Source organism: Actinosynnema sp. NPDC002837 (assembly GCF_040295345.1).
In the GTDB taxonomy this organism is placed as follows: Bacteria; Actinomycetota; Actinomycetes; order Mycobacteriales; family Pseudonocardiaceae; genus Actinosynnema.
This window is the reverse complement of sequence record NZ_JBEOVG010000014.1, coordinates 77,098-101,323: the sequence shown is the minus strand read 5'-3', so window position 1 is coordinate 101,323 and position 24,226 is coordinate 77,098. Positions and strand designations below refer to the sequence as shown.

The window sequence follows — 24,226 nt, the reverse complement described above, 5'->3', positions numbered from 1 at the left end:
GTAACGAGAGGACGGGTCATGCCTGAGCGACGGGTCACCGTGGCGAGCAAGGTCGGACTGCACGCGCGCCCTGCCGCACTGCTGGCGAAGGCGGCGGCCGGGCAACCGGTGACGGTCACCATCCGCAAGGACGACGGCCAACCGGTCGAGGCGGCGAGCGTGCTGGGCCTGATGACGCTCGGCGCGATGCACGGCGACGAGGTCGTCCTGACCGCGGACGGCGAAGGCGCGGACGCCGCGCTGGAGGCGATCGCGGAGATCATCGCCACCGACCTCGACGAGGGCTGATCCCCTCGGCACGACCGGCTGGGCCCTGCTCGCACCCTCGCGCGAGCAGGGCCCGGCGGCGTTCCGAGCGTGGAACCCGGGGGTCCTGAAGGTCAGACACGCCGGACCTAAGCGTTGGACACGCGGGTCCTGAAGGTTCGTCACGCGGGCGGTTCGGGCCGCTTGGAGGAGGGACGCGTCGGCTAGATCGGCAGCGGGAGGAGGTTGTCGGTGGCGGCGCGGAGGGCGGCGCGCATCGCCTCCCGCGGGGCGGGGTGGCCGGTGAACTGCTCCGACTGGCCGAAGGCCTGGTGCAGGAGCATGTCGAGGCCGGTGGCGAGGGTGCGGCCCCGCTTCTCCACGGCGTGGGCCAGCGGGGTGGGCCAGGGGTGGTAGATGACGTCCAGGACGCACGGCGCCTCGGCCAGCGCCCCCGCGATCGGCTCGGTGGCCTCCGGCGGCACGGTGCTGATCAGGACGTCCGAGGCCGACGCCAGGGCGGCGAAGTCGGCGGCGTCCCAGGTCACGACGTCCAGGGCCAGGCCGAGGCGGGACGCGCACGACTCCGCCTCCGCCGCCCGGCTCGCCGAACGGACCACCAGCGTGACCGCGCGGACGCCGACGGACGCCAGCGCCACCAGGGCCGCGGTGGCCGTGCCGCCCGCACCCAGCAGCACCGCGCGCGAGCCGGACGTGAAGCCGCACGAGGCGCGCAGCGCGCCGAGGACGCCGTCCACGTCGGTGTTGTCCGCACGCCACCCGCCGTCGACCGGCACCAGGGTGTTCGCGGCGCCGACCTGGGTGGCCCGGGGCGTCGCGGACGTGGCCACGGCCAGCGCGGCACGCTTGTCCGGCATGGTCACCGACAAGCCCACCCACGCCGAGTCCAGGCCCGTGACCAGGGACGACACCTCCTCGGCCACGCACTCGACGCGCGTGTACTCCCAGTCGGCCAGACCCAGTGCCGCGAACGCGGCGTTGTGCAGCACCGGTGACAACGAGTGGGCCACCGGCGAGCCGATGACCGCCGCACGGCGGACCACGGTCAGAAGACGCCTTCCCTCTGGGCCTTCTTCGACGCGGCGTCGTGCTCGTCGAACGTGACGTTGAAGCACGAAGTGCCGTCCTTCTGGCACTTCACGAAGTACATCCACGGCCCGTCTTCGGGGGTGATCGCGGCGGTGATCGCCTCACGGCCCGGCGAGCCGATCGGCGTCGGCGGCAACCCGTGCACCTTGTAGGTGTTGTACGGACCGGCCTTCTCGCGGTCCTCGTCGCTGGTGGTGATGTGCGGCCGGTCCAGCTTGTAGTTGACCGTGGAGTCCAGCTCCAGCTTCTGCGGCAGCGCGAGCCGGCTGTAGACGACCCGCGAGATCTTGCCGAAGTCCTTGGTCACGCCTTCCTTCTCGATCAGGGAGGCGATGACCAGCACCTCGTACGGGCGGAAACCCGTCTTGCCCGAGCCGCTGGGGATGCCGTAGCCCTGAAGCCGGCCCAGGGACGTGCCGATCACGCCCTTGAGCAGCTCGGCCGCGCTCGCGCCCGGCTTGACGTGGTACAGGCCCGGCGCGACGAGGCCTTCGAGCCGGTTCTCCTTCGGCGCGGCGGTGACGTCGGGCAGCGCCCACTCGGGGATGCCGAGGGCGGCCGGGTCGGCGTTCTCCGCCGCGTCGCGCAGCTGGTCGACCGGCACGCACTGCTTGACGCCGTCCAGCTCCACGCAGGAGGCGTCGGACAGCCTGGAGAGGATGCCCTTGGTGACGCTGCCGTCCTGCGCGGTGAGGTCGTGCATCACGTTGCCGCCCCTGACCTCCAGCGGCACGATCTTGGACGCCTCGTCCACCATCCGCGCCACCGCGGCCTCGCCGGACATCTTGGTCTTCATCAGGTAGAACCCGGGCTGGATCGCGGTGACCCGCGAGTCGTCCGCGCCCGCCTCGGTGAACGCGCGCGCGCTGGCCACCACGCCCTGCTCCTTGAGCGTGGTGGCGATGGTGGTGACGAGGTCGCCGTCCTTGACCTCGACCACCACGTCCGCCTCGCCCGCGCCCGCGAAGTCGTCGTACGAGCCGATCCCGCTCAACGTGCGGTACCCGTAGTACGCGCCGACACCCCCGCCGGTCAGCACCAGCGCCACGACGACCCACAGGATCGTCCGCTTGCGCCTGCGCTTGGCGCGGCGGGCCGCGGCGTCGCTCCTGCCGCGTGCGGCCCGCTCGTCGTGGCGGGTCTCTGGATCGGTGAACAACCCGAGGTCGTCGTTCACGAGCCGTCCTTAGCTCCGGGGGCCCGCTCCGCATCGGATCGAGCCACTTGTCGCGCCCGTGCGTCCAGCCAGGACTGCAGGATCTCGACCGCGGCAGCCTGGTCGACGACGGCGCGTTGCTTCTTGCCTCGCACCCCGCGTTCGGCGAGCACCCGGCTCGCCGTGACGGTGGTCAGCCGCTCATCGGTGAGCCGCACCGGAACCGGTGCGACGCGCTCGGCCAACGCCGCAGCGTACGCCGCCGCGGCCTCCGCCGCCGGCCCGTGCCTGCCGGCCAGCGTGCGCGGCAGGCCGACCACGACCTCCACCACCTCGTGCTCGGTGACCAGGCCGGCCAGGTCACGCAGGTCCTGGCCGGCCTTCACGTCACGCGACAGGGTGACCAGCGGCGTCGCGAGGAAGGCGCTCGGGTCGCTCAACGCCACCCCGACGCGCACCGCGCCGACGTCGACGCCCAGCCTCCGACCGGGGCCGGGATCGTCGACGCCGGGGCGGTCAGCGCTGCTCAACGGCGCGGTCCACCTCGGTGCGCAGGGCGGTGATGGCGTCGCCGACACCGCCCGGGTTCGTGCCGCCGCCCTGGGCGAGGTCCGGCTTGCCGCCGCCTCGTCCGCCCACGGCCGGAGCGAAGGCCGGCACCAGCTTGCCGGCGGCCAGCCCCAGGTCACGGGCGGCGGACGTGGTGGCGACCACGAAGCTGACCTTGTCGCCGTCCGGGGCGAACAGGCCGACCACGCCCGGCTTGTCGCCGAGCCGGTTGCGCACCTCGCCGGCGATGGTCCGCACGTCGGCGCCCGACGTGCCCTCCGGCAGCTGAAGAGCCACCAGGGACACCCCGCGCACGTCCAGGGCCTGCTCGGCCAGGGACCCGGCGTTGGCCACGAGCTGGGCGGCCTTGACCTTCTCCAGCTCCTTCTCGGCCACCCGCAGCCGCTCCACCAGGGCCTCGACCCGGGCGGGCACCTCGGCGTCGGGCACCTTCAGCATGGCGGCGACGTTCTGCACCAGAGCCCGCTCCTGGGCCAGGTACTTGAAGGCCTCGATGCCGACGTAGGCCTCCAGGCGGCGCACGCCGGAGCCGACGGACGACTCGCCGATCACCGTGATGGGCCCGATCTGGGACGAGTGCTCCACGTGCGTGCCACCGCACAGCTCGCGCGACCACGGCCCGCCGATCTCGACCACGCGCACGGTCTCGTCGTAGGTCTCGCCGAACAGGGCCACGGCGCCCATCTCCTGGGCGCCACCCATGTCGGTGTAGACGACCTTCACCGGGAGGTCCTTGCGGACGGCCAGGTTGGAGACCTCTTCGATCTCGCTGCGGGCCTCCTCGGACAGGCCGCCGGTCCAGGCGAAGTCCAGCCGCAGGTAGCCCGGCTTGTTGTACGAGCCGCTCTGCAGGGCCGACGGGCCGAGCACCTGCCGCAGGGCGGCGTGCACGACGTGCGTGCCCGAGTGGCCCTGGCGGGCGCCCACGCGCCACTCCGGGTCCACCCTGGCCTCGACGTGCTCGCCCTCGGCGACCTCGCCGCTGACCACGCGCACCTGGTGCACCCACAGCTTGCGGGCGACCTTCTGGACGTCCACGACCTCCAGCTCGGCGTTGGCCGTGACGATCGTGCCGGCGTCGCTCTCCTGGCCGCCGGACTCGGCGTAGAGCGGCGTGCGGTCGAGCACGACCTCGACGATGTCGCCTTCCTTGGCGGAGCGGACGCGCTTGCCGCCGCTGACGATGCCGCGCAGGGTGGCCTCGCTGGCCAGCTCGGTGTAGCCGGTGAACTCGGTGGCGCCGAGCTCGAGCAGCTCCCGGTACACGGTCTGGTCGCCGTGGCCGGTCTTCTTGCCGGCGGCGTCGGCCTTGGCGCGGGCGCGCTGCTCGGCCATCAGCTTGCGGAACCCGTCCTCGTCCACGGTCAGGCCGGCCTCGGCGGCCATCTCCAGGGTGAGGTCGAGCGGGAAGCCGTAGGTGTCGTGCAGCTGGAAGGCCTTGTCACCGGGCAGCGTGGCGCGGCCGTCGGACTTGACCTCGGCGGCGGCGTTCTCGAAGATCCGCGACCCGGCGTCCAGCGTGCGCAGGAACGTGTCCTCCTCGGCCTTGAGCACCTGCTCGATCCGGGCGAAGCCCGACACCAGCTCGGGGTAGGACGGGCCCATGGCGTCGCGCACGACGGCGGCGAACTGGGTCAGCACCGGCTCGGTGACGCCCAGCAGGCGGGCGGAGCGGACGATGCGGCGCAGCAGGCGGCGCAGCACGTAGCCGCGGGCCTCGTTGCCGGGCGTGACGCCGTCGCCGACCAGCAGCACGCCGCTGCGGGCGTGGTCGGCGATGACGCGGAACCGCACGTCGTCGGTCTCGTCGGCGCCGTACTTGCGACCGGAGAGCTGCTCGGCCTTGGTGATGACGGTGCGGACGAGGTCGGTCTCGTAGACGTTCTCGACGTCCTGGAGCAGCATGGCGACGCGCTCGACGCCCATGCCGGTGTCGATGTTCTTGTCCGGCAGCTCGCCCAGGATCGGGTAGTCCTTCTTGGCGCCGCCCTCGCCGCGGACGTTCTGCATGAAGACCAGGTTCCAGATCTCCAGGTACCGGTCCTCGTCGACGACCGGGCCGCCCTCCTCGCCGAAGGCGGGGCCGCGGTCGTAGTAGATCTCCGAGCACGGGCCGCACGGGCCGGGCACGCCCATCGACCAGTAGTTGTCCTCGATGTCGCGGCGCTGGATGCGCTCGGGCGGCAGCCCGGCGACCTTCTGCCACAGGTCGGCGGCCTCGTCGTCGTCCAGGTAGACCGTCACCCAGATGCGCTCGGGGTCCAGGCCGTAGCCGCCGTCGGACCGGGGCTTGGTGACCAGGTCCCAGGCCAGCCGGATGGCGTCTTCCTTGAAGTAGTCGCCGAAGGAGAAGTTGCCGGCCATCTGGAAGAACGTGTTGTGCCGGGTGGTCTTGCCGACCTCGTCGATGTCCGGCGTGCGCACGCACTTCTGGATGCTCGTCATCCGCGGGGCGGGCGGCGGGGCCTCGCCGAGGAAGTACGGCTTGAACGGCACCATGCCGGCGTTGACGAACAGCAGGTTCGGGTCGTCGAGCAGGAGCGAGGCGCTGGGCACGTACTTGTGGCCGGCGTTCTCGAAGTGCTCGCGGAAGCGCTTGATGATCTCGTGGGTCTGCACGGGTGAAGTCCTTCGGAAGTGTGGAAAGTCAGGGCGCGGCGAGGCGAACGAACGACCTACTTGGCGTCGTTCGCCCCACGCGCTCGCCGACCCGGCGTGAAGCCCGTCTGACGTTCCACGCTGTCTTGCAACTCCTGTTCGCGCTCGGACATTCCGGCGCGCACCTCGGCGCCGAACGAGCCGAGGGCGCCCGCCAGCTCGCGCAGGCCCTGGCCGACGTTCTCGCCGATGCCCGCGGGCGTGGCGGCGTGCGCGGCCTGACCCGCCTTGCGGGCGGCGAAGACGCCGGCGGCGATGCCGAGCCCGAACCAGAACAGCCGCCTCATCGCCTGCCCCTGCGTCGAGTGTGCTTGCTGGGAGCCTCCTTGGCCGCGCGGCGGGCGCGGATGGCCTTGCTCACGCCGTAGGACAGCGCGGCGGCCTTGACCAGCGGCCCGCCCAGCGTGGCGGTGAACAGCGAGGTGAGCGCGGAGACGTTGCCGGTGACCGCGCGGGCGTTGGCGGTGATCCCGTCCACCCGCTCCAACTGCGTGTTCACGTGCGTGATCGTCGTGTTCGCGCCGGTGAAGATCGGGTCGCTGTTCTGGTGCGCCTTGCGGATGGCGATCGTGGCCTCGTCCAGCGTCCGGCCGAGCTTGATCAACGGGATCGCCAGCAGGAGCACAAGCAGCACGAACGCGCCGGCGGCGACCAGCGCGGCGATCTGCCCTGGCGACACGGATCCTCCTGGTGGATTGCACGGCTCAAGGTGGTGGCCAAGGTTACCGCGACCGCGTCGGGGCCTCTGAACGAGATCAGGGCACGGCTGTGCCACGTGGTGGGACGCGGTCGCCAAGACCCCCCATTTGGCGTCGATTCGATCGTGGTCGCGGCGGCTAGCGTGGTGGCGCGAGTGATCGTCACACCACGGATGGTCACCGCGGGGCTTGACACACACCACCCGAGTAGATGAGGTAAGCCTAACCTTAGTCGATCGTCGGAGGTGCCGTGTTCGCCGTCAGTCCCTCCGGACGACCGATCCCGCCGGGCCGGCCCGCCGACGTGCTGGCCAGGGCCCGCCGGGTGCTCGGCGAGGTGCCCGAGCACGGCATCGGCGCGGACGCCGCGCTGGCCCGCGTCACGACCGTGCTCACCGAGGGCGGCATCGACCTGACCAGCCCGTTCGCCGCCGCCCACCTCCAACCGCCGCCGCTGGCCGTCGCCGTCACGGCGGACGCGCTGGCCGGCGCGGGCAACGCCTCCCTGGACACCTACGACTCCGGCCCCGCCGCCCTCGCCGTGGAGCGCTGGGTCGTGGCGGCACTCGCCCGGCTGGCCGGGTTCGACGCCGACGCGGACGGCGTGTTCACCCCCGGCGGCACGCTGTCGAACCTGACCGCGCTGCTGCTGGCCCGGGACGCGGCGGCGGCCCGGCTCGGCCTGGACGTGCGGGCCGACGGGGTGGCCGGGCTGCCCGACCCGGTGGTGTTCTGCTCGGAGCTCGCGCACTTCTCGGTGGCGCGGGCGTGCGCGGCGCTGGGCCTCGGCGAGGACGCGGTGCGCACGGTGCCGGTGGACTCGCGCCGGCGGATGCGGCCGGACGCGCTGGCGGCGGCGCTGCGCGCGGGCGGCACGCCGGTGGCCGTCGTGGCGACCGCGGGCACCACGGACTTCGGCTCGGTGGACCCGTTGCCGGAGCTGGCGGCGATCGCCCGCGAGCACGGCGCGTGGCTGCACGTGGACGCCGCCTACGGCTTCGGCGCGCTGTTCTCGGCGAAGCTGGCCGGGCTGGTGGACGGGCTGGCGCTCGCCGACTCGGTGACCGCGGACCTGCACAAGATCGGCTGGCAGCCCGCCGCGGCGAGCGTGCTGCTGGTGCGCTCGGCGTCGTTGTTCGGGCCGTTGGAGCGCTCGGTGGCCTACCTGAACCCGGAGGACGACCGGGTCGAGGGCTACGACGGCGCGCTGGGCCGGTCGTTGCAGACCACGCGCCGGCCGGACGCGGTGAAGGTGGCCGCGACGCTGCTCGCGCTGGGCCGCGCGGGGCTGGGCGCGCTGGTGGACCGGTGCCACGAGCTGGCCGGGCACGCCGCCGCGCTGATCGCCGCCGACCCGTCGTTCGAGCTGGTCGGCGGCGCGACGTTGACCACGGTGGTGTTCCGGTACCGGCCGGCCGACGAGGCGCTGGCCGACGAGGTGAACGCGCGGCTGCGGCGGGCGTTGCTGCGGGCCGGCGCGGCGCTGATCGGCCGCACCGAGGTGGACAAGGTGACGTGCCTGAAGTTGACCCTGCTCAACCCGAACGCCCGGGAGGCGGACCTGGTCGCCCTGCTGACCCTGGTCCGCGAAGCCGGTTCCGCCGCCGAACGACTCCTGGAAGGAGCGGCATGACACCCGATCCGCTGGAGGGCGACCCCAGGTCGACCGCGGAGCACGCGCACTTGGAGGCGTTATTGCGCTGTTGGGTGCGGGAGCGGAACGTGCCGGTGACCGACCGGGTGCGGATCGACGTGCTCGGGCTGCCGTTGGAGGCGGACGTGCGGTACGCGTCGCCGACCGGGCGGCACCGGTTCGGGCCGGTGACGTTGGCGGGCAGGCCGGCCGACCCGGTGGTGGCCGTGGCGCTGGTGGGCGCCGAGCTCGCCGCCGGCGGAGCCGGAAGTCGGACCACCGCCGACGGAGCCACCGGCGCGGCCGGCCGCCACACCGCCGACCTGGTGGAGCGCACGGCCGAGTCGGTGCGCCGGGTCGCGGAGTTCGTCGCGCACCGGCGTCGCGAGCCGGTCGGGCCGGCGGACCGGTTCCTGGACAGCGAGCAGCGGTTGATGCTCGGGCACCTGCACCACCCCGCGCCCAAGAGCCGCGACGGCCTGTCCGACGCCGACAACGCCCGGTACGCGCCGGAGCTGCGCGGGTCGTTCCCGCTGTTCTGGTTCTCGGCGGCGCGGGAGGTCGTGTCGCACGGCTCCGTGGCGGGCCCGGACGCGGTGACGCTGATGTCGACGCTGGCCGGGCGCAACCCCGGGCCCGGCCGGGTGCTGGTGCCCGCGCACCCGTGGCAGGCGCACGACCTGCTGGGCAGGCCGCGGATCGCGTCGTTGGTCTCGCGCGGGCTGCTGGAGCCGCTGGGCGAGTTCGGGCCCGCGTGGTCGCCGACCTCCAGCCTGCGCACGGTGTACCGGACCGGCGCGCCGGTGATGCTGAAGCTGTCGCTCGGCCTGCGGATCACGAACTCGCGGCGCGAGTCCACCTCCACCGAGCTGCGCCGCGGCTCGGAGGTGCACCTGCTGCTGGAGTCCGGCTACGCGGCCGGCACGGAGAAGGCGCACCCGGAGTTCAGCGTGGTGCGCGACCCGTCGTGGCTCGCGGTGGACGAGGGCGGCGAGGTCACCGGGCTGGACGTGGCCGTGCGCGACGTGCCGCACGACCTCGGCGACTCGCGGTGCCTGGCCGGCATGGTCGCGCCGCGGCCGGGCATCGGGCGTTCCCTGCTGGGCGAGCTCGTGCTGCGGCTGAACGCGGCCGAGTGGGTCGCCGACTACACCGACCGCGTGCTGGTGCCGATGCTGCGGCTGTACGCGGAGACCGGCATCGGGCTGGAGGCGCACCAGCAGAACACGCTGGTGCGGCTGGACCCGGCGGGCCGGGTGGTCGGCGGGCGGTACCGCGACAACCAGGGCTACTACCTGGCGTCCTCGCACCTGCCGCGGGTGCTGGAGCGGCTGGGCGTCGAGGAGTCGACGCTGGCCGTGGTGGACGACGCGGTCGTGGACGACCGGCTCACCTACTACCTGCTGCGCAACCAGGCGTTGGCGGTGATCGGCTGCATCGGGGTGGAGGGGCTGGCCGACGAACGCGACCTGCTCGGCGTGATGGCGGCACGGCTGGAGGCGGCGCTGCCCGCGCTGGCCGAGGCGGGCCCGGACGGCGACCGGCTGGCCCGGCGGTGGCTGGAGGCGGACGCGCTGCCGTGCAAGGCGAACCTGCTGACCAGGCTGGAGGGCATCGACGAGGTGCTCGCGCCGCTGGACGCGCAGTCGGTGTACTTCGACGCGCCCAACCCGTTGCGGGAGGGCAGGTGCGCCCGGTGACCCACCTCGACGCCTACCGGCAGACCGACGACCTGTCGGCCGTGCCCGGTCCCCCGCTGCCGGTGCTCGCGGGTGGCTGGCGGGCCCGCGCGGTCGACCCGGACACCCGCGACCTCGACCTGGTGCACCGCTGGATGCAGGCGCCGCACGTGGTGGCGTTCTGGCACCAGGCGTGGCCGCGCGAGCGGTGGGAGGAGGAGCTGCGGCGGCAGCTGTCCGGGCGGCACTCGTTGCCGGTGCTGGTGAGCCGGGGCGAGGACCCGGTGATCTACCTGGAGGTGTACCGGGCGGCGCGGGACGTGGTCGCGCAGGTGTACCAGGCCCGGCCGCACGACCTCGGGCTGCACCTCGCCGTGGGCGAGCTGGCGATGACCGACCAGGGGCTGGTGCGCAAGCTGCTGCCGGAGGTGACCGCGGCCCTGTTCGACGCCGACCCGCGCTGCACCAGGGTGCTGCTGGAGCCGGACGTGCGCAACCGGCGGGCGATCGCGTCGTTCACCGCGGGCGGGTTCGCGCCGGTGGGCGAGGTGCTGCTGCCGGACAAGGTGGCGCTGCTGATGGTGCGCACGCGATGAAGGCCGACGTGGTGGCGATCGGGTGCGGCCCGTTCAACCTGGGGCTGGCCGCCCTGGCGTCCACTGTGGACGACCTGGACGTGGTGGTGCTGGAGGCGCGGCCGGAGCTGCGCTGGCACAGCGGGGTGATGTTCGGCGACGCGGTGCTGCAGGTGAGCTTCCTGGCCGACCTGGTGACGTTGGTCGACCCGACGCACCCCCTGTCGTTCCTGGCCTACCTGCGTGACGCGGACCGGCTGTACCCGTTCTACGTGCGGGAGAGGTTCCACCCGACCCGGCGCGAGTACGAGGACTACCTGAGGTGGGCGGCGTCCCGGCTGCCGGTGCGGTTCTCGCACGCCGTGACGTCCGTGCGGTGGGAGGACGGCCGGTTCGCGGTGTCGGGGCCGGGGTTCTCGGTGGACGCGCGGCACCTGGTGCTCGGGGTGGGCACCACGCCGTCGGTGCCGCCCGCGTTGGCCGGGCTCGGCGATCGGCTGGTGCACAGCTCGGACTACCTGCACCGGCCGCCGTCCGCCGAGCGGGTGACCGTGGTGGGGTCCGGGCAGTCGGGCGCGGAGATCGTGCTCGACCTGTTGCGGCGCAACCTGGACGGCGGTCCGGCGGTGACGTGGCTGACCCGCACGCCGGTGTTCGCGCCGCTGGACTACACCAAGCTGGTGCTGGAGATGACCACGCCGTCCTACGTGCGGCACTTCCACTCGTTGCCGCAGGACCGGCGGGACGCGTTGCGCGCCGAGCACTGGCGGCACTACCGGGCGATCTCGGCGGAGACGTTGGAGGAGCTGCACGACCTGCTGTACCGGCGGGAGTGGGAGCACGGGCTCGCGCCGGTCGAGCTGCGGCCGGGCGTGACGGTGGTGTCGTCCTCGGTGGCCGGTTCCGAGGTGGTGCTGGAGTGCGCGCACCGGGACACCGGGCGCACGTTCCGGCACCGCACCGACCTCGTCGTGGCCGCCACCGGGTACGCGCAGGCCCCGACGCCGTTCCTGGAGCCCTTGGAGCCGTTCGTGCGGCGGGACGCGCACGGCCGGTACGTCGTGGCGCTGGACCACTCGATCGCGCTGGACCCGCCCGTCACCGGCCGGGTGTTCGTGGCGAACGCCGACCTGCACAGCCACGGCGTGGCCGCGCCCGACCTCGGCATCGGGGCGGTGCGCAACGCGACCATCGTCAACGCGGTGACCGGCCGCGAGGTCTACCCGCTGCCGAAGCGCACCGCCTACACCAGCTTCAGCGCCCCGAGCGACGCGGGGCAACCGGGAGACGACGTTGACTGATCTGTGGCACGAGTGCTCGGCGGCGCTGCTGGCGAAGGCGATCGGCGAGCTGTGCTTCGAAGGGCTGCTGGCGCCGACCGCGGCCGGCGACCCGGACGGCTACGAGCTGCGGTTCGACGACGCGGTCTACGCGTTCTCGGCGACGCGGTCGGCGTTCGGCGGGTGGGTGGTGCGGCCGGGGTCGGTGCGCCGCGCGGCGTCCGGGATCCTCGGCGACGACGTGGTCGAGCCGTGCGACGACGTGCAGCTGTTCGTGGTGGACGCGTTCCGGCACCTGGGGGTCGACCCGGCGACGACCGCCGGTTTCCTCGCCGAGGTGACCGCGACCCTGGCCGCCGACGTGGCGCTGGCGTCGACCGCGTGGCCCGTGGCGGAGCTGGTGCCGCTGCCGCAGGCGGAGCTGGACGGGCACCTGACCGGGCACCCGTGGCTGATCGCGAACAAGGGGCGGGTCGGGTTCTCGGCGGAGGACCTGGCGCGGCACAGCCCGGAGGCGCGCACGCCCGTGCGGCTGCCGTGGCTGGCCGTGCACCGGGGGCTGGCGGAGTTCCGCGGCACGTCGTCGCTGTCGGAGGAGGCGGTGCGGGCGCGGGAGCTCGACCCGATGACGGTGGAGCGGTTCACCGAGTCGTTGCAGGAGGCGGGGGTCGACCCGGCGGCCTACGTGTGGTTGCCCGTGCACCCGTGGCAGCTCGACCACGTCGTGCGGACGCTGTGGGCGCCGGAGCTGGCCACCGGCCGGATCGTGGAGCTCGGCGAGTCGCCGGACTGGTACCTGCCGACCCAGGCGATCCGCACCATGTCCAACGTGGACTCGCCGGCGCGGTACCAGGTCAAGCTGCCGCTGCGGGTGCTGAACACGTCGGTGTACCGGGGCATCCCGCCGCACTGCACGCTCGCCGCGCCGGTCGTCACGCAGTGGCTGTCGGGGCTGTGGGCGGCCGACAAGCTCATCGGCGAGTGGGGCACGGAGCTGTTGGGCGAGGTCGCTTCGGTGACCGTGCGGCACCCGCGGCTGTCGAACGCGGGCGCCGTGCCGTACCAGTGGCTGGAGACGATGGGGTGCATCTGGCGGGCGCCGGTGGCGTTGCGGCCCGGTGAGCGGTCGTGGTCGTTGGCGGCACTGCTGCACGTGGACCGCGCCGGTCGGCCGCTGGTGCTGGAGTACGTCGGCGGCACCGACCCGGCGGTGTGGTTCGCCGCGCTGCTCCGCGCCCTGCTCCGGCCGCTGCTGCACGTGCTCTACACCTACGGCGTCACGTTCAACCCGCACGGCGAGAACGTCGTGGTGATCACGGACGGCGACCACGTGCCGGTGCGGGTCGCGCTGCTCGACCTGGTGGACGACGTGAACGTGTCCGTCGACCGGGTGCCGGCGCGTGGCCTGGAACCGGACGCGCACGACCCCGTGCTGCCGCGCAAGCCGTGGCCGGTCCTGCGCCAGTACATCGTGGACGCCCTGCTGGTCGGCGTCTTCCGCCCGCTGTCCGCCCTGTTCCCCCTGCCCGAGGACCGCTTCTGGGGCCTGGTCCGCGGCGAGGTCGACGCCTACCGCGACCGCTTCCCCACCCTGGCCGGCCGGATGGACGACGGCTCCCTGACCACCCCGGAGTTCCTCCGCTACCCCCTCAACGGCTACCGGATCACCCTGGGCTACCAGGACCTGACCGCGCGTCCCCCGGTCCCGCGGACGGGCACCCTGCCGAACCCGCTGCACGCCGCCGTGCCGATCCCGCCGGCGGACGGCTGGTGAACCGCTGAGCACAATTTCGCCGACCAGTGTCCGCAATAATCGTATTCACCGCCGAATTGCGCCGCAGTGGTGACCAAGCGTGAGTTGTCCGGCGACCTGTGCTCTACTGTGCGCGTGGACATCACCGCGAATCCCGCCGCAACCGGTGAACAAGTGGCAACCGCCCTCGCCGAAGCCGTTCGGACCGGCGGGTGGCGCTCGTTGCGCGATCCGATGTCGATGTGGCTGTCCGCAGCGTCGCCGGAACTGCTGCCGGTGTTCGAGCAGCCCGCACTCATGGTCGAAGAGGCCGAGCCTGAGGACAAACAAGCATTGGCCCGAACTGCCGCGCGTCGATGGGCACCGGTGCTGACCAGGCGCTTCGCCTCAGACCCGAAGGCCGCGGCCGAACTCGTGGCGCTCCTCGGCCTGAACGGAGAAGCCCGACCCAAAGGCCATCAGGTGAGCCAGGTCGGATTCGCCTTCGACAACAGCAGGATTTACCAATCCGGCGGCGACCTGCACGTCGGCAGGAAATAGATCGAGAACTCTACGGAAGATTCGTGAGCACCACACCCGAAACACGAGCGCACACCGACGGCCCGCTCGCGCCAATCCCGAGCACGCCTGATCCGACCACAATCGCTCAGATGACGGTCAACCTCGGCCGCGACCAGTACGTCGCAGGACGTGACGTGGTCAAGAACCACAACTACGGCCGATCACAGCTGGAGACCGTCGTGATCTCCAGGCTGGAACTCACCGAGGTCCCGGACCTGGCGTTCACCCCACCCGGTGAACAGTTCGGCGGCGCATTCCGCCTGCTGGACGAACGCGGTGTCGTGGTCCTGGTGGGGGTGGCGGGCACCGGAAAGCGCACCGCGGCGCTGCACCTGCTCCACCGCTTGGAACTGGAACGCGCCAAGGCGGGCAGAACGTGCACCCCGACGGTGGTCCAGGTGGACTGGGAGCACCCGGCGGCAGACCGGATTCCGATCCAGGACGACCAAGGTTACCTGCTGGACCTCTCGCAGGAAGACGAGGAGGAGCTGTCCATCGCGTTCGGCGCTTCGCTGCTCCAGCGCGTCGAGTCGCTGCACGCCCGGAACTCGCACGTGGTCGTCACCGTGACACCACGCCAGTGGGCCTCGTGCCGGCGGATGGCCGCCTGGCACGACGTGAGCGTCGACCTCACCGCTCCGGACGCGATCGAGGTGGCCCACAAGCACCTGACCCATTCCCACAACCGCCCGGATCTCCTCGAACTGCTGGAGGAAGAGCGGCGGCTACGGCACATCCAACCGCGGAGCGAACCCCGGTACGCCGCCGCGTTCGCCAAGCTCCTGGTCCAGCACGACGGTCGGGACGACAAGGGGCGGACTGAACGCACCGAAGCCGTCGAACAACTGCGCAGTTGGCCTGGAGAACTCGGCAACGTGTTCTCCAAGCAGACCACGCACTGGGGAAGGGCGATGCTGTGGGCCGTCGCGGTAGGCGATGGCGAGCCCAAGGCGGTGGTGATCCACATCGCCCACATGCTGCTGAGGCGACTCGGCGTCGTGATGACGCCCGCGGACCTGCTCGTCGCCCCGGATCTGTCATCGCAGTTGGACGGCATCGGGGCGACGACCGAAGAACACAGTGTCAGCATCTCCGCCACCCGACCGAATTTCGATCACGCCGTGCTGATGCGCGTCTGGGTCGAGTACCCGGACCTCCAGGAGGTTTTCCTGGAGTGGTTGGGCGAGGTGTCCGAACTGCCCGCCGTCTCACGCGCGTGCCGCGACCGGATCGCCGGCCACCTGCTGGCCATGGCGCGGGTCGGCGATGGCGCGGGCGGGCCGGTCGACAAGGGCAAGGTGCTGACGGTCGTGGAGTCCTGGGCCACGTCACCAGGCAGGCATCCGCTGCTCACCGGGTTCATCCGCGAGGCAGCCGGAGACCGCTTGATCGGCCCGGGTGCGAGGGCTCGACTGCTGGCCTGGGCGAAGAAGGACGACTCACCCCTGCACCCTGTGGTGGCAGAGGTGTGCTCGGGACCGTTCGTGACCGAGTTCACCGAGCGCGCGCTGGTCCGCCTCAAGCACCTCTTCTCCTCGCCGAACCCGAACAGCGTGGCAATGGCAGGGCAGGCCCTGCGGAAGATCGTGACCGACTATCCCCACCTCCGCGCGGACTTGCTCGACGCCATCAGCACGTGGGTTCGGAAGCCCGGCGGCGACCGCACCGCAGGAGCCGGTGTCACCGCGTTCGTGGAACTGGTCACCGTGACGGCGGAGACGCAGCACCTGATCGACGAGCTATGCCGGGATGCGGCGGGGGAACGCGCCGACCTCCGCAGCCTGCTCGTGGTCAGCTGGCAGCGCGCCCTGCTCGACACCAACCGCGAAGAGGGCGCACGAGCGTTCCGGTCTTGGTTGACGGCGGTGACCGAGGACCGGATCGACCGGCAGGCGGCCTTGTCGTTGTTGCACGAGGCGGCGCACAAGGTCCTCGGCGAAGGTGGTCCGGTCAACGCGCTGAGCAGGATCAGCATGGGCATCCCGGATGAGGCGCACCCGCTGTTCGAGGAGATCCTCGACCGGGCGTGGACCTACGCCAAGGGCCGGGTTTCCTCACCGTCCCAGGACGGGGATACGCCGACGCACGCCGACGCATGAAATGGGGGGACCTGCGCGACCGGAGACGACGGTCGCAAGGCGAGCGGATCGTGAGTTGGACCTGCGCCCTTCCGACAGCGGTGTCGGGTGTGCACCTGAAAGCGCGGCTCAAAGTCGCCTGGTCACAACCGCCTCTCGACAACGTGACGGAGCACGTGCCTGGTGTCCCGCCCTCCCTGCGACCGGAGGTTCCCCCAGCGGTCACGGTGCGGGTCGGTGTGTGGCGGATATCGGCGTCGATCACGCGTCGGTGCGTTCCCACGGACATCGGGCACATCGCCGACTTGATCCGACAACGGTTGATGCCCACCCAACAACCCGATCCCGGCCGAGGTTTCCGGTACCGGCTGCTCGACGTGCGCTTGGGCATGAAAGCGACACACCAGTCGCTCCTCCAGCACTACCTGGAGGCACGACGCGCTGCGGAAGCGGATGGCACGCTCCCTCCGATGACCGACAACCCGGGTGTCGAAGGGAGCGGCAGCGCCTGGGACTCACCGGACAACGGCATCGACACGCACGACCAACTGCTGACCGAGGCGCTGGCCCTGCTTCGCGGGTTGAACCTCGAAGAACGGCGGGTCGCCCTCCACCACGTGCCCGTGTTCTTGAGGTTGGCCGGCTTGGGGGCGCAGAACGGTCCGGGCCCCGTCGAGCGGACGGCTGGTGAAGGTTCGGCCGCCTCGTCCGGTATCCCCGGCCGGGCGAGGCGGCCGGGGTACTAGAGGCGGGCCAGGGTCAGGTAGGCCAGGCCGAACTGGCCCCGGTAGCCCTTGAGCCAGCCGTCGCGGTGGTCGTCGACGATCGCGCGGACCTCGGCCGCCTGCGGGTCGTCCGGGTTCTCCAGCAGCCAGCGCTCCCGCGCGGCGCACCAGCGGGACTCGAAGCTGTCCCACTCGTCCAGGCTGGCCGTGGTGACCGACAGCAGCCGGTAACCGCAGGCCATCGCCAGGTCGACCAGCTCGGCCAGGGTGCCGAACTCGTCCTCGCCGAAGATCTCCAGCGCCTTCGGGCCGGGCGCGCTCTCCCAGAAGCCGTCGCCCAGCAGCAACCGGCCGCCGGGGCGGAGGCGGTCGCGCATGGCCTCCAGGGTCTGCTTGGTGCCGCCCCACGCGTGCGACGCGCCGATCGAGATCGCCACGTCCGCGGGCTCCGCCTCCCACGTGGTGACGTCCGCCAGCTCCAGCCGGACGCGGGGGGCCAGCCCGCGGGCGTCGACGTTCGCCCGGCCGCGGGTGATGGCGTAGTCGTCGCTGTCCACGCCGAACCCGCGGGCGGTCGGCTCCTGCTCCACCGCCCTGAGCAGCAGTTCCGCCCAGCCGCAGCCGTAGTCCACCACCGTCGCTCCGGACAGCGGCTGCAAGGTGGTGATCAGGTCGTACGCCTTCGCGTCCGACAGCGGGGTGTTGAAGTCGAGCAGGGCGTGGCCGTTGAGCGGGGCGTTCATCCGGCCATGATCGCCCCTCCGCCTTCGCGGGCGTAACTGATTTTGCCGCGCCCGACCCCGCGCAGCGCGGCGTCGATGCTCTCGACCTGCTCGTCACCGAACCGGCCGATCCGCACCGCCTCTCCCACCTGCGGGTGAATCTCCAGCACGCCACGCTTCGACAACCCCACGTGCCGGATCTCGTGCCACGCGAGGGTCCTGTCCTTGCCGAACTTCAGCCCGTGCGGCGTGACGGTGACCGAAGGCGCGAAGATCCCCCGGCGCGACGCGTTGCCGACGATCAGCAGGATCAGGCCATACGACACCAACGCCATGGTGGTCTGGGAGCTGTGGCCCTGGAATGCCCATTCGGTGCTCCTGACGGCCACCACGATCGCGATGAGCAGCACCGTGGCCCGGAACCTCCAGCCCACCCACTGCTTGCGCTTGCCCCAGACGAGGACCTCACCGCTGTCGTCGTCGGGTGTCGGCTTGACGTTGCGCAGCGCTTTCCACGACAGGAAACCGGTCAGCACCAGCCACAGCAGGCCGAACGGCACGACGAGCCAGCCCCAGTTCCGCATCGGCTGGTCGGCGCCCCGCACCCACTCGCCCGGCCCCCTCCTGGGATTCGTCAGCTTGATCGGCACCGGGCGGCCGAGGTCGGCAAGGGTCAGGAAGTTCACCGGCTTGACGGTGTCGGGCGAGGTCGAGCCGGGGTCGGAGTGGTCGTAGTAGTGGAACTCCGCCAAGCACCGGTACCAGAACCCGAACCCGTGGGTGCTGACCGGCCCGTGCCGCTTGCACTCCGTGGCCACCACGTAGTTGCCACCCACCCGGTGGTCGGGACCGTACTGGCCGGCGAACTGGTAGGCGAACGTCGCGCAGAGCAGGAAGCCCAGCACCGGCATGACGATCAACGTGAAGAAGACCGGCAGTGCCTCCTTGAGGGCCTCCTTCACCGGCCACGCTCCTCTTCCCGCTTCGCGGCCGCACGGCGCTGCGCTTCATCCCGCCTGGCGTCCACCGCCTTCTCCGCGTCGCCCTCCTTCTCCTCCTTCGCCAAGTCCTTCCAGGTGAACCACTCCAGGCCGTTGTCCGCGATCTTGGTCGCTTCCTTGACGACCTCGAAGCCGAGCTTGCGCGGGAAGTCCCGGGGCAGCCCGGTCAGCCCGTCCACGACGGCCCGCTTCGCCCCGTCGAACGCGTCGCGCGCGATCGTCCCGACCGGAATGCCGGTCGTTCCCCGGTTGACGAAGTCGTCGATGCGCTTCAGGTCCGCCGCCTGGCTCGCCTTGAGGGTGTCGACGAAGGCGTCGCCACGACGCGCCAGCGCTTGCTGCGCCTTCTCCAGGAGGCGCGCCAACCAGTTGAACAGGCCGCCGGCCTTGTTGAGCACCCGCGTGAGCTTCTGACACATCTCGATCGCCTTGGTGGCCCACTTGACCGCCACCGGCACGCACTCGGCGATCGCTCCCGCGACACCGGCCCCGAAGGCCGCCACGGCGGGCACCCACCGCAGGCAGATGCTGATCAGCTTGCCGATCGCCTCGCTGATCAGGTCGCGCACGATGTCGCGCACCACCTTGAGCACGACCTTGCACGTCGTGACCAGCAGCGACATGCCCCGGGCCGACTCGCCGACCGCCGCGTAGACCGCCGCCCGATCGGCTCCGAACTCGCGGTAGCGGTCGGAGTCCTCGCCCTGCCACCCGGCGGAGTCGTTCTTCACCGCGTCACCGAGCTGCGTCGCGGTCTCGGCGAGGTGGTCGGCGACGGACGCCCAGGTCAGCGCCATGCCGTCGAGCGTCTGCTGGTCGCCGACCAGCCAGTCCAGCGGCTCGCGCAGGAAGTCCACGTGCTCGATCAGCCAGCCGAACCCGGCGCTGAGCAGGCCGGCCATCGGGTCCACGAGGAACTGGGCCACGCCGCCCAGCGCTCCGGCGGCGTTGGCCAGGCCCTCGGCCCACTGGTCGTCCTTGATCTTCGCGTACGCCTCGGCGGCGTCGTGGAACAGTCCCGCGCCTTCGGTGGCCGCGGTCTCGTCGCCCTTGCGGACGAGTGGGTTCGGCGCGTTCATCCGCGGTACGTCCTGTCGAAGATCTCGGACTGGGTCTGGTCGTTGGCGCGCACGTGCTCGCGCCAGCCGTCGAACCGGGTCACGTGGTCCGCAGCGGCGTCGACGGCTTGGCGCAGGGTCGTCATGGCGCTGTCCTGAGCCGTCGCGCAGATGGCCGCGAGAGGGGTGCCGAGCAGGCCGAACGCCTCCGGGTGCGAGGTGGTCTTGCCCGCGTCCGCGGCGATCCCGACCCGTTCGGCCACGTCGCGCAGCTTGGCGGCGTGGGACGCCATCTCGGCGAGGTCGATGTCGTAGGTCATCGCAGGAACCCGCCCTGGCTGAAGTCGTCGTCGTCCGGCCGCTGGTGCCGCGGGCGCGGTTGGCGCGGCGGCAAAGGCGCGGGTGGCGGTGGCGGAGGTGGCGGTGGAGCGTCGTCCTCGACCGGGCCGAACCGCAGTTCCGCGCCGTAGCCGCCGGCCGGGGGTGGAGGTGGTGGCTGGGCGCTGCGCAGCCGGTCCACCATGAAGCCCATCGCCTGCGAGTCGCCCCCGAGCAGCGGGGTCATCGCCTCCTGCACGGTCGTCGCCACGCGGCTCTGCGCGGCCTGCACGACGCGCAGCACCTCCCGCGCGACGGCTGGGCCGTCCTTGCGCCGCAACGCCTCGCCGAGGTGCAGGTCGACCAGGTTGCCCGCGTCGTTGACGGTCACCGTGATCTGACCGTCGTCGCTCCGCTCGGTCACGCGCAGGCCGGCCATGGTCTCCCGGATGGCCTCGCCCTTGCGCTGCGCCTCGGCGAGCTTGCCCTCGTACTGCCTGAGTAAGTGCTCTGGATCGGTCATGTCGCCCCCGCTCGTCCCTTCCCCCAGGGTCATGGCCGAAGGTAGTGAGGTGGCGACGGTGCGTGTCGGGCGTTCGGCGTGGTTGCCGGATTGATCACAGCGGGGTATCCGGGCGAACCGGACACCCCTGGCAGCCCTACTCCTGGCCGCGGACGACCTTGCGCAGCTTCGGCAGGCGTTCGGCGAGCACGCGCTCCGCTCCCCGGCCGGTCGGCTGGTAGTAGTCGCGCCCGACCAGGTCGTCCGGCGCGTACTGCTGGGTCAGCACGCCCTCCGGCACGTCGTGCGGGTACCGGTAGCCCTGGGCGTTGCCGAGCTTCGCCGCGCCCGCGTAGTGGCCGTCGCGCAGGTGCGCGGGCACCGACCCGATCGCGCCCTTGCGCACGTCGGACATGGCCTCGCCGATCGCGGTCGTGACGGCGTTCGACTTGGGCGCGGTCGCCAGGTGGATGGTGGCCTGGGCGAGGTTCAGCGCGCACTCGGGCAGCCCGATCAGCTGCACGGCCTGCGCCGCCGCCACGCACGTCTGCAACGCGGTCGGGTCGGCCATGCCCACGTCCTCGCTGGCGTGGATGACCAGCCGCCGCGCGATGAACCTCGGGTCCTCGCCCGCCTCGATCATCCGGGCCAGGTAGTGCAGCGCCGCGTCGACGTCCGAACCGCGGATCGACTTGATGAACGCGCTGGTCACGTCGTAGTGCTGGTCGCCCTGCCGGTCGTAGCGCACGGCCGCCTTGTCGACCGTCGCCTCCAACGTCGCCAGGTCGAGCACGCCGCCCGGACCGACCGAGTCGGCGGCGGCTTCGAGCGCCGTGAGCGCGCGCCGGGCGTCACCGCCGGCCAGCCGGACCAGGTGGTCCTCGGCGTCCTGCTCGACGGTGACCGTGCCGCCGAGGCCGCGTTCGTCCTCGACCGCGCGCCGGACCAGCACGCGCACCGCGTCGTCGGTCAACGGCCGCAGCTGCAGCACCAGCGAGCGGGACAGCAGGGGCGACACGACGGAGAAGAACGGGTTCTCCGTGGTCGCCGCGACCAGCAGCACGATCCGGTCCTCGACCGCGCCGAGCAGCGCGTCCTGCTGGGTCTTGGAGAACCGGTGCACCTCGTCGATGAACAGCACGGTCGACTCGCCCGCGCGGACCAGGCGGCGGCGTGCCTCCTCGATGACCGCGCGCACCTCCTTCACGCCCGCCGACAGCGCCGACAGCGCGGCGAACCGCCGGCCGGTGGCCTGGGAGACGAGCGTGGCCAGCGTGGTCTTGCCCGTGCCCGGCGGGCCGTAGAGCATGATCGAGGCGGGCGACGAGCCCTCCACCAGCCTGCGCAGCGGCGCGCCCGGCCCGAGCAGGTGGTCCTGCCCGACCACCTCGTCCAGGGTGCGCGGGCGCATCCGCACGGCCAGCGGCGCGTTGGCCGCGATGCGCGCGGCCTTCTCCTCCGGGTCCACGCCGAACAGCCCGTCGTCGAACAGCCCCTCGTTCACGTGTTCGACTGTAGCTTCCCCGTGCACAGCCGCTGTCCGAGCGTGCAACGGAGGTTCCGCCGCAGGTCGCGGGCCGTGCAGGGTGACCGCATGAGCACGCTGAGTCCGGAGCGGATCGCCCGGCACGCGCACGACGCGGGGTTCCGCGGGCAGGACCTGACGATCGCGGTGGCGGTCGCGCTGGCCGAGTCCGGCGGCGACCCGCGGGCGCACAACTCCACGCCGCCCGACAACTCCTACGGGCTGTGGCAGATCAACATGCTGGGCGCCCTGGGGCCGGCGCGGCGGCGCGAGTTCGGGCTGGAGTCCAACCGGGAGCTGTTCGACCCGGCGGAGAACGCCCGTGCGGCGAACAAGATCTCCGGGGACGGTCGGTCGTGGACGCCGTGGACCACGTACACCAGCGGCGCGTACAAGCGTCACCTGGACGAGGCGCGGCGGGGTGTCGAGGCCATGAAGCGCGGTGGGTCCGGCGGCGGTGGTGGCGGCGGGTCCCGAGGCGGCTCACGCGGTGGCGGCGGGTTCTCGGTCGACCTGGGCGTGCTGCGCGACTACGCGCGGCGGACGCGGGACTCGGCCGACGACCTCACCGCGCTCGGCCGGCGGCACGTGCGCGAGGTTCGGGAGATCGCCGAGGACAGCTTCGGGCGCATCGGCAAGCAGTCCGGGTTCGCCGACGCGCTGGACAACTTCGGCGCGGCGCTGCGCAAGCAGGTCAAGGCGGTCGCGCACAACACCGACGCGCTGGCCACGTCCGCCGGTCGTGCCGCCCGCGCGTACCAGGACCAGGAGGACGACATCGCCGGTTCGCTGCGCGGCAAGGTCGTCAGCGGTGGAGGGGAAGGGTAGTGGACACCCGGGAGATGGCCCGGCACTTCGCCGAGAGCATGATCGGCCACCGGAACTCGTTGGCGGGCAAGGCCGAGGACGCGGTGAAGGTCCAGTACGCGCTGCACCAGACCGCGTCCGGCCTCACCGAGCGGCACGAGGACCAGCGCAAGGCCTCGAAGACGGTGCTGGAGCACTGGAAGGGCGACAACTCCGAGGGCTTCGAGAAGCGCTCGAACCGGCTGGGCAGGCAGCTGCGGGTCACCGCCGACGCCGCCCGTGACGCGGAGAAGATCGTCGCCGGGGTCACGAGCGCGTTGACGACCGGGCACGCGCGGGCGCGGCGGGCCGTGGACGAGTACCTCGACCAGGCGGTCCGGCTGCTGGACGCGGGCAAGGCCGTCGGCACGCAGGCCGCGCTGCTCAAGGCCGTGGCGCAGGCGGCGGACCTGGAACCGAAGTACACCAAGGAGACCGCCGGGACCGTCCGGCACGTGCGGGGCGAGTTGGAGGACGCCGCTCGCAAGCTGCGCGCGTTGGAGAAGGAGGTCGAGCACGACGGCGTCGCGGACGGTCGGGCCGAGCGCACCCGCGGCTCGACGAAGCCGTCCGGCGCCCGTGCCCGCGGCCGTTCGCGGACGATCATCTCGGCCGCACGGCGTGAGCTGGGCACGCGGGAGAACCCGCCCGGCAGCAACCGCAACCCGTACGGGCCGACGGCGCCGTGGTGCGCGTCGTTCACCACGGCGATGTGGCGCAAGGCCGGGGTGGACATCCCGATCCTGCCGTTCACCGGCGACGTGTTCCGGTGGGGTCAGCGGCACGGCAAGGCGTACACGTCGTTGAGCGCGGTGAAGCCGGGTGACGTGCTGCTGTTCGGGACGGGCCCGAGCAGCCCGGCGACCAGCAAGCACATCGGGATCGTGGAGAAGGTCTCGGGCGGGACGGTGACGCTGATCGAGGGCAACTCGGGCGACAGCGTGCGGCGCAACACCCACCGGCTGAGCTCGGCGACGTTCTACGGAGGGGTGCACCCGTGATCACGGGCAACGCGCACGACCCGGACACGGGCATCGCGGTGGAGGTCGGTCCCGGCGGCGGGTTGCTCGACCTGGCGCTGGACCCGCGGTCGTTGCGGCTGGGGCAGTCGGGGTTGGCGCGGGCGATCCTGGCGCTGGTCGACACGGCGACGGCGCGGGCGAACGCGCGGGCCCGGCACGTGGTCGGCGACGAGGTGTCGGTGTTGGGCCTGGACGTGCGGGCGAGGCTGGTGGAGTCGGTCGAGGACACGACTCCCGAGACGTGGCGGGTGTGATGGGGCTCGGTGAGCGGTTGGACGCCGTGCGGCGGGAGGCTTCGGCGTCGGGCGTGACGGTGGTGGTCGACCTGCACGGGAAGCCGGTGGACCTGTCGTTCGCACGGGAGGCGTTGGCCCTGCGCCCCGCCGAGTTGGCCGGCTTGATCCGTCGACTGGCCGACGAAGCCGCCGCGGCGGCCGTCGCCGAGGGCATGGCGATCGTCGCCGACGTCGTGCCGCCGGACCTGCTGACGTCCTGAGCGTCGAACTCCGG

The 24,226-nt window shown here is 72.1% G+C and carries 25 protein-coding genes; 13 read left to right on the top strand and 12 right to left on the bottom strand.

The genetic code is table 11. The features are described 5' to 3' along the window. Positions 1-18: 18 nt before the first annotated feature. The gene (locus ABTZ99_RS13400) at positions 19-288 is read left to right on the top strand and encodes an HPr family phosphocarrier protein (protein ID WP_230569215.1); all 270 of its coding nucleotides are present in this window, start codon (positions 19-21) and stop codon (positions 286-288) included. A 182-nt stretch (positions 289-470) separates the two neighbouring features. Here the strand turns inward: ABTZ99_RS13400 and ABTZ99_RS13395 are convergent, their stop codons facing one another. Genes ABTZ99_RS13395 through ABTZ99_RS13370 form a run of 6 tightly spaced genes read right to left on the bottom strand, consistent with a single transcriptional unit; the run spans position 471 to position 6,419 of the window. Further along, the gene (locus ABTZ99_RS13395; RefSeq protein WP_498777194.1) at positions 471-1,310 is read right to left on the bottom strand and encodes a shikimate dehydrogenase; all 840 of its coding nucleotides are present in this window, start codon (positions 1,308-1,310) and stop codon (positions 471-473) included. A 2-nt stretch (positions 1,311-1,312) separates the two neighbouring features. Next, positions 1,313-2,533 carry an endolytic transglycosylase MltG gene (gene mltG / locus ABTZ99_RS13390; RefSeq protein ID WP_498777192.1) on the bottom strand — a complete coding sequence of 407 codons (1,221 nt, stop codon included), beginning with the start codon at positions 2,531-2,533 and terminating at the stop codon, positions 1,313-1,315. Next, complete coding sequence (gene ruvX, locus ABTZ99_RS13385; RefSeq protein ID WP_498777190.1) at positions 2,530-3,042, bottom strand: Holliday junction resolvase RuvX; 513 nt, start codon at positions 3,040-3,042, stop codon at positions 2,530-2,532. Before ruvX ends, mltG begins: the two co-directional genes overlap by 4 nt. Next, positions 3,029-5,701, bottom strand: coding sequence for an alanine--tRNA ligase (gene alaS / locus ABTZ99_RS13380; protein WP_499611185.1), 2,673 nt, complete (start codon positions 5,699-5,701; stop codon positions 3,029-3,031). Before alaS ends, ruvX begins: the two co-directional genes overlap by 14 nt. A gap of 56 nt (positions 5,702-5,757) precedes the next feature. Next, the gene (locus ABTZ99_RS13375; protein ID WP_498777186.1) at positions 5,758-6,027 is read right to left on the bottom strand and encodes a hypothetical protein; all 270 of its coding nucleotides are present in this window, start codon (positions 6,025-6,027) and stop codon (positions 5,758-5,760) included. After that, positions 6,024-6,419: a DUF948 domain-containing protein gene (locus tag ABTZ99_RS13370; RefSeq protein ID WP_053721663.1), complete on the bottom strand. Its 396-nt coding sequence runs from the start codon at positions 6,417-6,419 to the stop codon at positions 6,024-6,026. Before ABTZ99_RS13370 ends, ABTZ99_RS13375 begins: the two co-directional genes overlap by 4 nt. Before the next feature lie 269 nt (positions 6,420-6,688). Between ABTZ99_RS13370 and ABTZ99_RS13365 the strand changes: the two genes are divergently transcribed. The 8 genes from ABTZ99_RS13365 to ABTZ99_RS13330 all read left to right on the top strand — a co-directional run bounded on the left by ABTZ99_RS13365 (position 6,689) and on the right by ABTZ99_RS13330 (position 16,743). After that, positions 6,689-8,071 (top strand): pyridoxal phosphate-dependent decarboxylase family protein, encoded by a 1,383-nt coding sequence (locus ABTZ99_RS13365; RefSeq protein WP_499611181.1) that lies wholly within the window; start codon positions 6,689-6,691, stop codon positions 8,069-8,071. Further along, entirely contained in the window at positions 8,068-9,771 is a 1,704-nt protein-coding gene (locus ABTZ99_RS13360) for an IucA/IucC family protein (RefSeq protein ID WP_499611178.1), read from the top strand. The genes ABTZ99_RS13365 and ABTZ99_RS13360 overlap by 4 nt, the downstream gene beginning before the upstream one ends. After that, positions 9,768-10,346, top strand: coding sequence for a GNAT family N-acetyltransferase (locus ABTZ99_RS13355; RefSeq protein ID WP_498777179.1), 579 nt, complete (start codon positions 9,768-9,770; stop codon positions 10,344-10,346). Before ABTZ99_RS13360 ends, ABTZ99_RS13355 begins: the two co-directional genes overlap by 4 nt. Continuing rightward, positions 10,343-11,626: a lysine N(6)-hydroxylase/L-ornithine N(5)-oxygenase family protein gene (locus ABTZ99_RS13350; RefSeq protein WP_499611175.1), complete on the top strand. Its 1,284-nt coding sequence runs from the start codon at positions 10,343-10,345 to the stop codon at positions 11,624-11,626. Before ABTZ99_RS13355 ends, ABTZ99_RS13350 begins: the two co-directional genes overlap by 4 nt. Further along, positions 11,619-13,379 (top strand): IucA/IucC family protein, encoded by a 1,761-nt coding sequence (locus tag ABTZ99_RS13345; RefSeq protein WP_499611173.1) that lies wholly within the window; start codon positions 11,619-11,621, stop codon positions 13,377-13,379. The genes ABTZ99_RS13350 and ABTZ99_RS13345 overlap by 8 nt, the downstream gene beginning before the upstream one ends. Before the next feature lie 114 nt (positions 13,380-13,493). Then, positions 13,494-13,898, top strand: coding sequence for a hypothetical protein (locus ABTZ99_RS13340; protein WP_499611170.1), 405 nt, complete (start codon positions 13,494-13,496; stop codon positions 13,896-13,898). Positions 13,899-14,008: 110 nt separating this feature from the next. Next, complete coding sequence (locus ABTZ99_RS13335; protein WP_499611167.1) at positions 14,009-16,018, top strand: hypothetical protein; 2,010 nt, start codon at positions 14,009-14,011, stop codon at positions 16,016-16,018. A 449-nt stretch (positions 16,019-16,467) separates the two neighbouring features. Continuing rightward, entirely contained in the window at positions 16,468-16,743 is a 276-nt protein-coding gene (locus tag ABTZ99_RS13330) for a hypothetical protein (protein ID WP_499611164.1), read from the top strand. Here ABTZ99_RS13330 and ABTZ99_RS13325 read toward each other — a convergent pair. The 6 genes from ABTZ99_RS13325 to ABTZ99_RS13300 form a co-directional block, all read right to left on the bottom strand. Continuing rightward, positions 16,740-17,465, bottom strand: coding sequence for an SAM-dependent methyltransferase (locus tag ABTZ99_RS13325; RefSeq protein ID WP_498777173.1), 726 nt, complete (start codon positions 17,463-17,465; stop codon positions 16,740-16,742). The two genes, ABTZ99_RS13330 and ABTZ99_RS13325, sit on opposite strands and share 4 nt — an antisense overlap. Continuing rightward, positions 17,462-18,406 carry a DUF6346 domain-containing protein gene (locus ABTZ99_RS13320; RefSeq protein WP_499611160.1) on the bottom strand — a complete coding sequence of 315 codons (945 nt, stop codon included), beginning with the start codon at positions 18,404-18,406 and terminating at the stop codon, positions 17,462-17,464. The genes ABTZ99_RS13325 and ABTZ99_RS13320 overlap by 4 nt, the downstream gene beginning before the upstream one ends. After that, the gene (locus tag ABTZ99_RS13315; RefSeq protein WP_499611158.1) at positions 18,403-19,524 is read right to left on the bottom strand and encodes a hypothetical protein; all 1,122 of its coding nucleotides are present in this window, start codon (positions 19,522-19,524) and stop codon (positions 18,403-18,405) included. Before ABTZ99_RS13315 ends, ABTZ99_RS13320 begins: the two co-directional genes overlap by 4 nt. Next, on the bottom strand, positions 19,521-19,823 hold the full coding sequence (locus ABTZ99_RS13310) for a hypothetical protein (RefSeq protein WP_498777167.1): 303 nt from the start codon (positions 19,821-19,823) through the stop codon (positions 19,521-19,523). Before ABTZ99_RS13310 ends, ABTZ99_RS13315 begins: the two co-directional genes overlap by 4 nt. Further along, positions 19,820-20,344: a YbaB/EbfC family nucleoid-associated protein gene (locus ABTZ99_RS13305; protein ID WP_499611154.1), complete on the bottom strand. Its 525-nt coding sequence runs from the start codon at positions 20,342-20,344 to the stop codon at positions 19,820-19,822. The genes ABTZ99_RS13310 and ABTZ99_RS13305 overlap by 4 nt, the downstream gene beginning before the upstream one ends. Before the next feature lie 136 nt (positions 20,345-20,480). Further along, a complete protein-coding gene (locus ABTZ99_RS13300; RefSeq protein ID WP_498777163.1) occupies positions 20,481-21,827 on the bottom strand; it encodes a replication-associated recombination protein A in 1,347 nt (448 codons plus the stop codon). A 90-nt stretch (positions 21,828-21,917) separates the two neighbouring features. Here ABTZ99_RS13300 and ABTZ99_RS13295 point away from each other — a divergent pair, with 90 nt between their 5' ends. The 4 genes from ABTZ99_RS13295 to ABTZ99_RS13280 are packed head-to-tail and all read left to right on the top strand — an operon-like array spanning position 21,918 to position 24,212. Next, a complete protein-coding gene (locus tag ABTZ99_RS13295) occupies positions 21,918-22,676 on the top strand; it encodes a transglycosylase SLT domain-containing protein (protein WP_499611151.1) in 759 nt (252 codons plus the stop codon). Beyond that, positions 22,676-23,695 (top strand): CHAP domain-containing protein, encoded by a 1,020-nt coding sequence (locus ABTZ99_RS13290; RefSeq protein WP_498777159.1) that lies wholly within the window; start codon positions 22,676-22,678, stop codon positions 23,693-23,695. The genes ABTZ99_RS13295 and ABTZ99_RS13290 overlap by 1 nt, the downstream gene beginning before the upstream one ends. Continuing rightward, on the top strand, positions 23,692-23,970 hold the full coding sequence (locus ABTZ99_RS13285) for a YbaB/EbfC family DNA-binding protein (RefSeq protein WP_499611148.1): 279 nt from the start codon (positions 23,692-23,694) through the stop codon (positions 23,968-23,970). The genes ABTZ99_RS13290 and ABTZ99_RS13285 overlap by 4 nt, the downstream gene beginning before the upstream one ends. Then, positions 23,958-24,212 (top strand): hypothetical protein, encoded by a 255-nt coding sequence (locus tag ABTZ99_RS13280; protein ID WP_499611146.1) that lies wholly within the window; start codon positions 23,958-23,960, stop codon positions 24,210-24,212. Before ABTZ99_RS13285 ends, ABTZ99_RS13280 begins: the two co-directional genes overlap by 13 nt. Positions 24,213-24,226 lie beyond the last annotated feature (14 nt).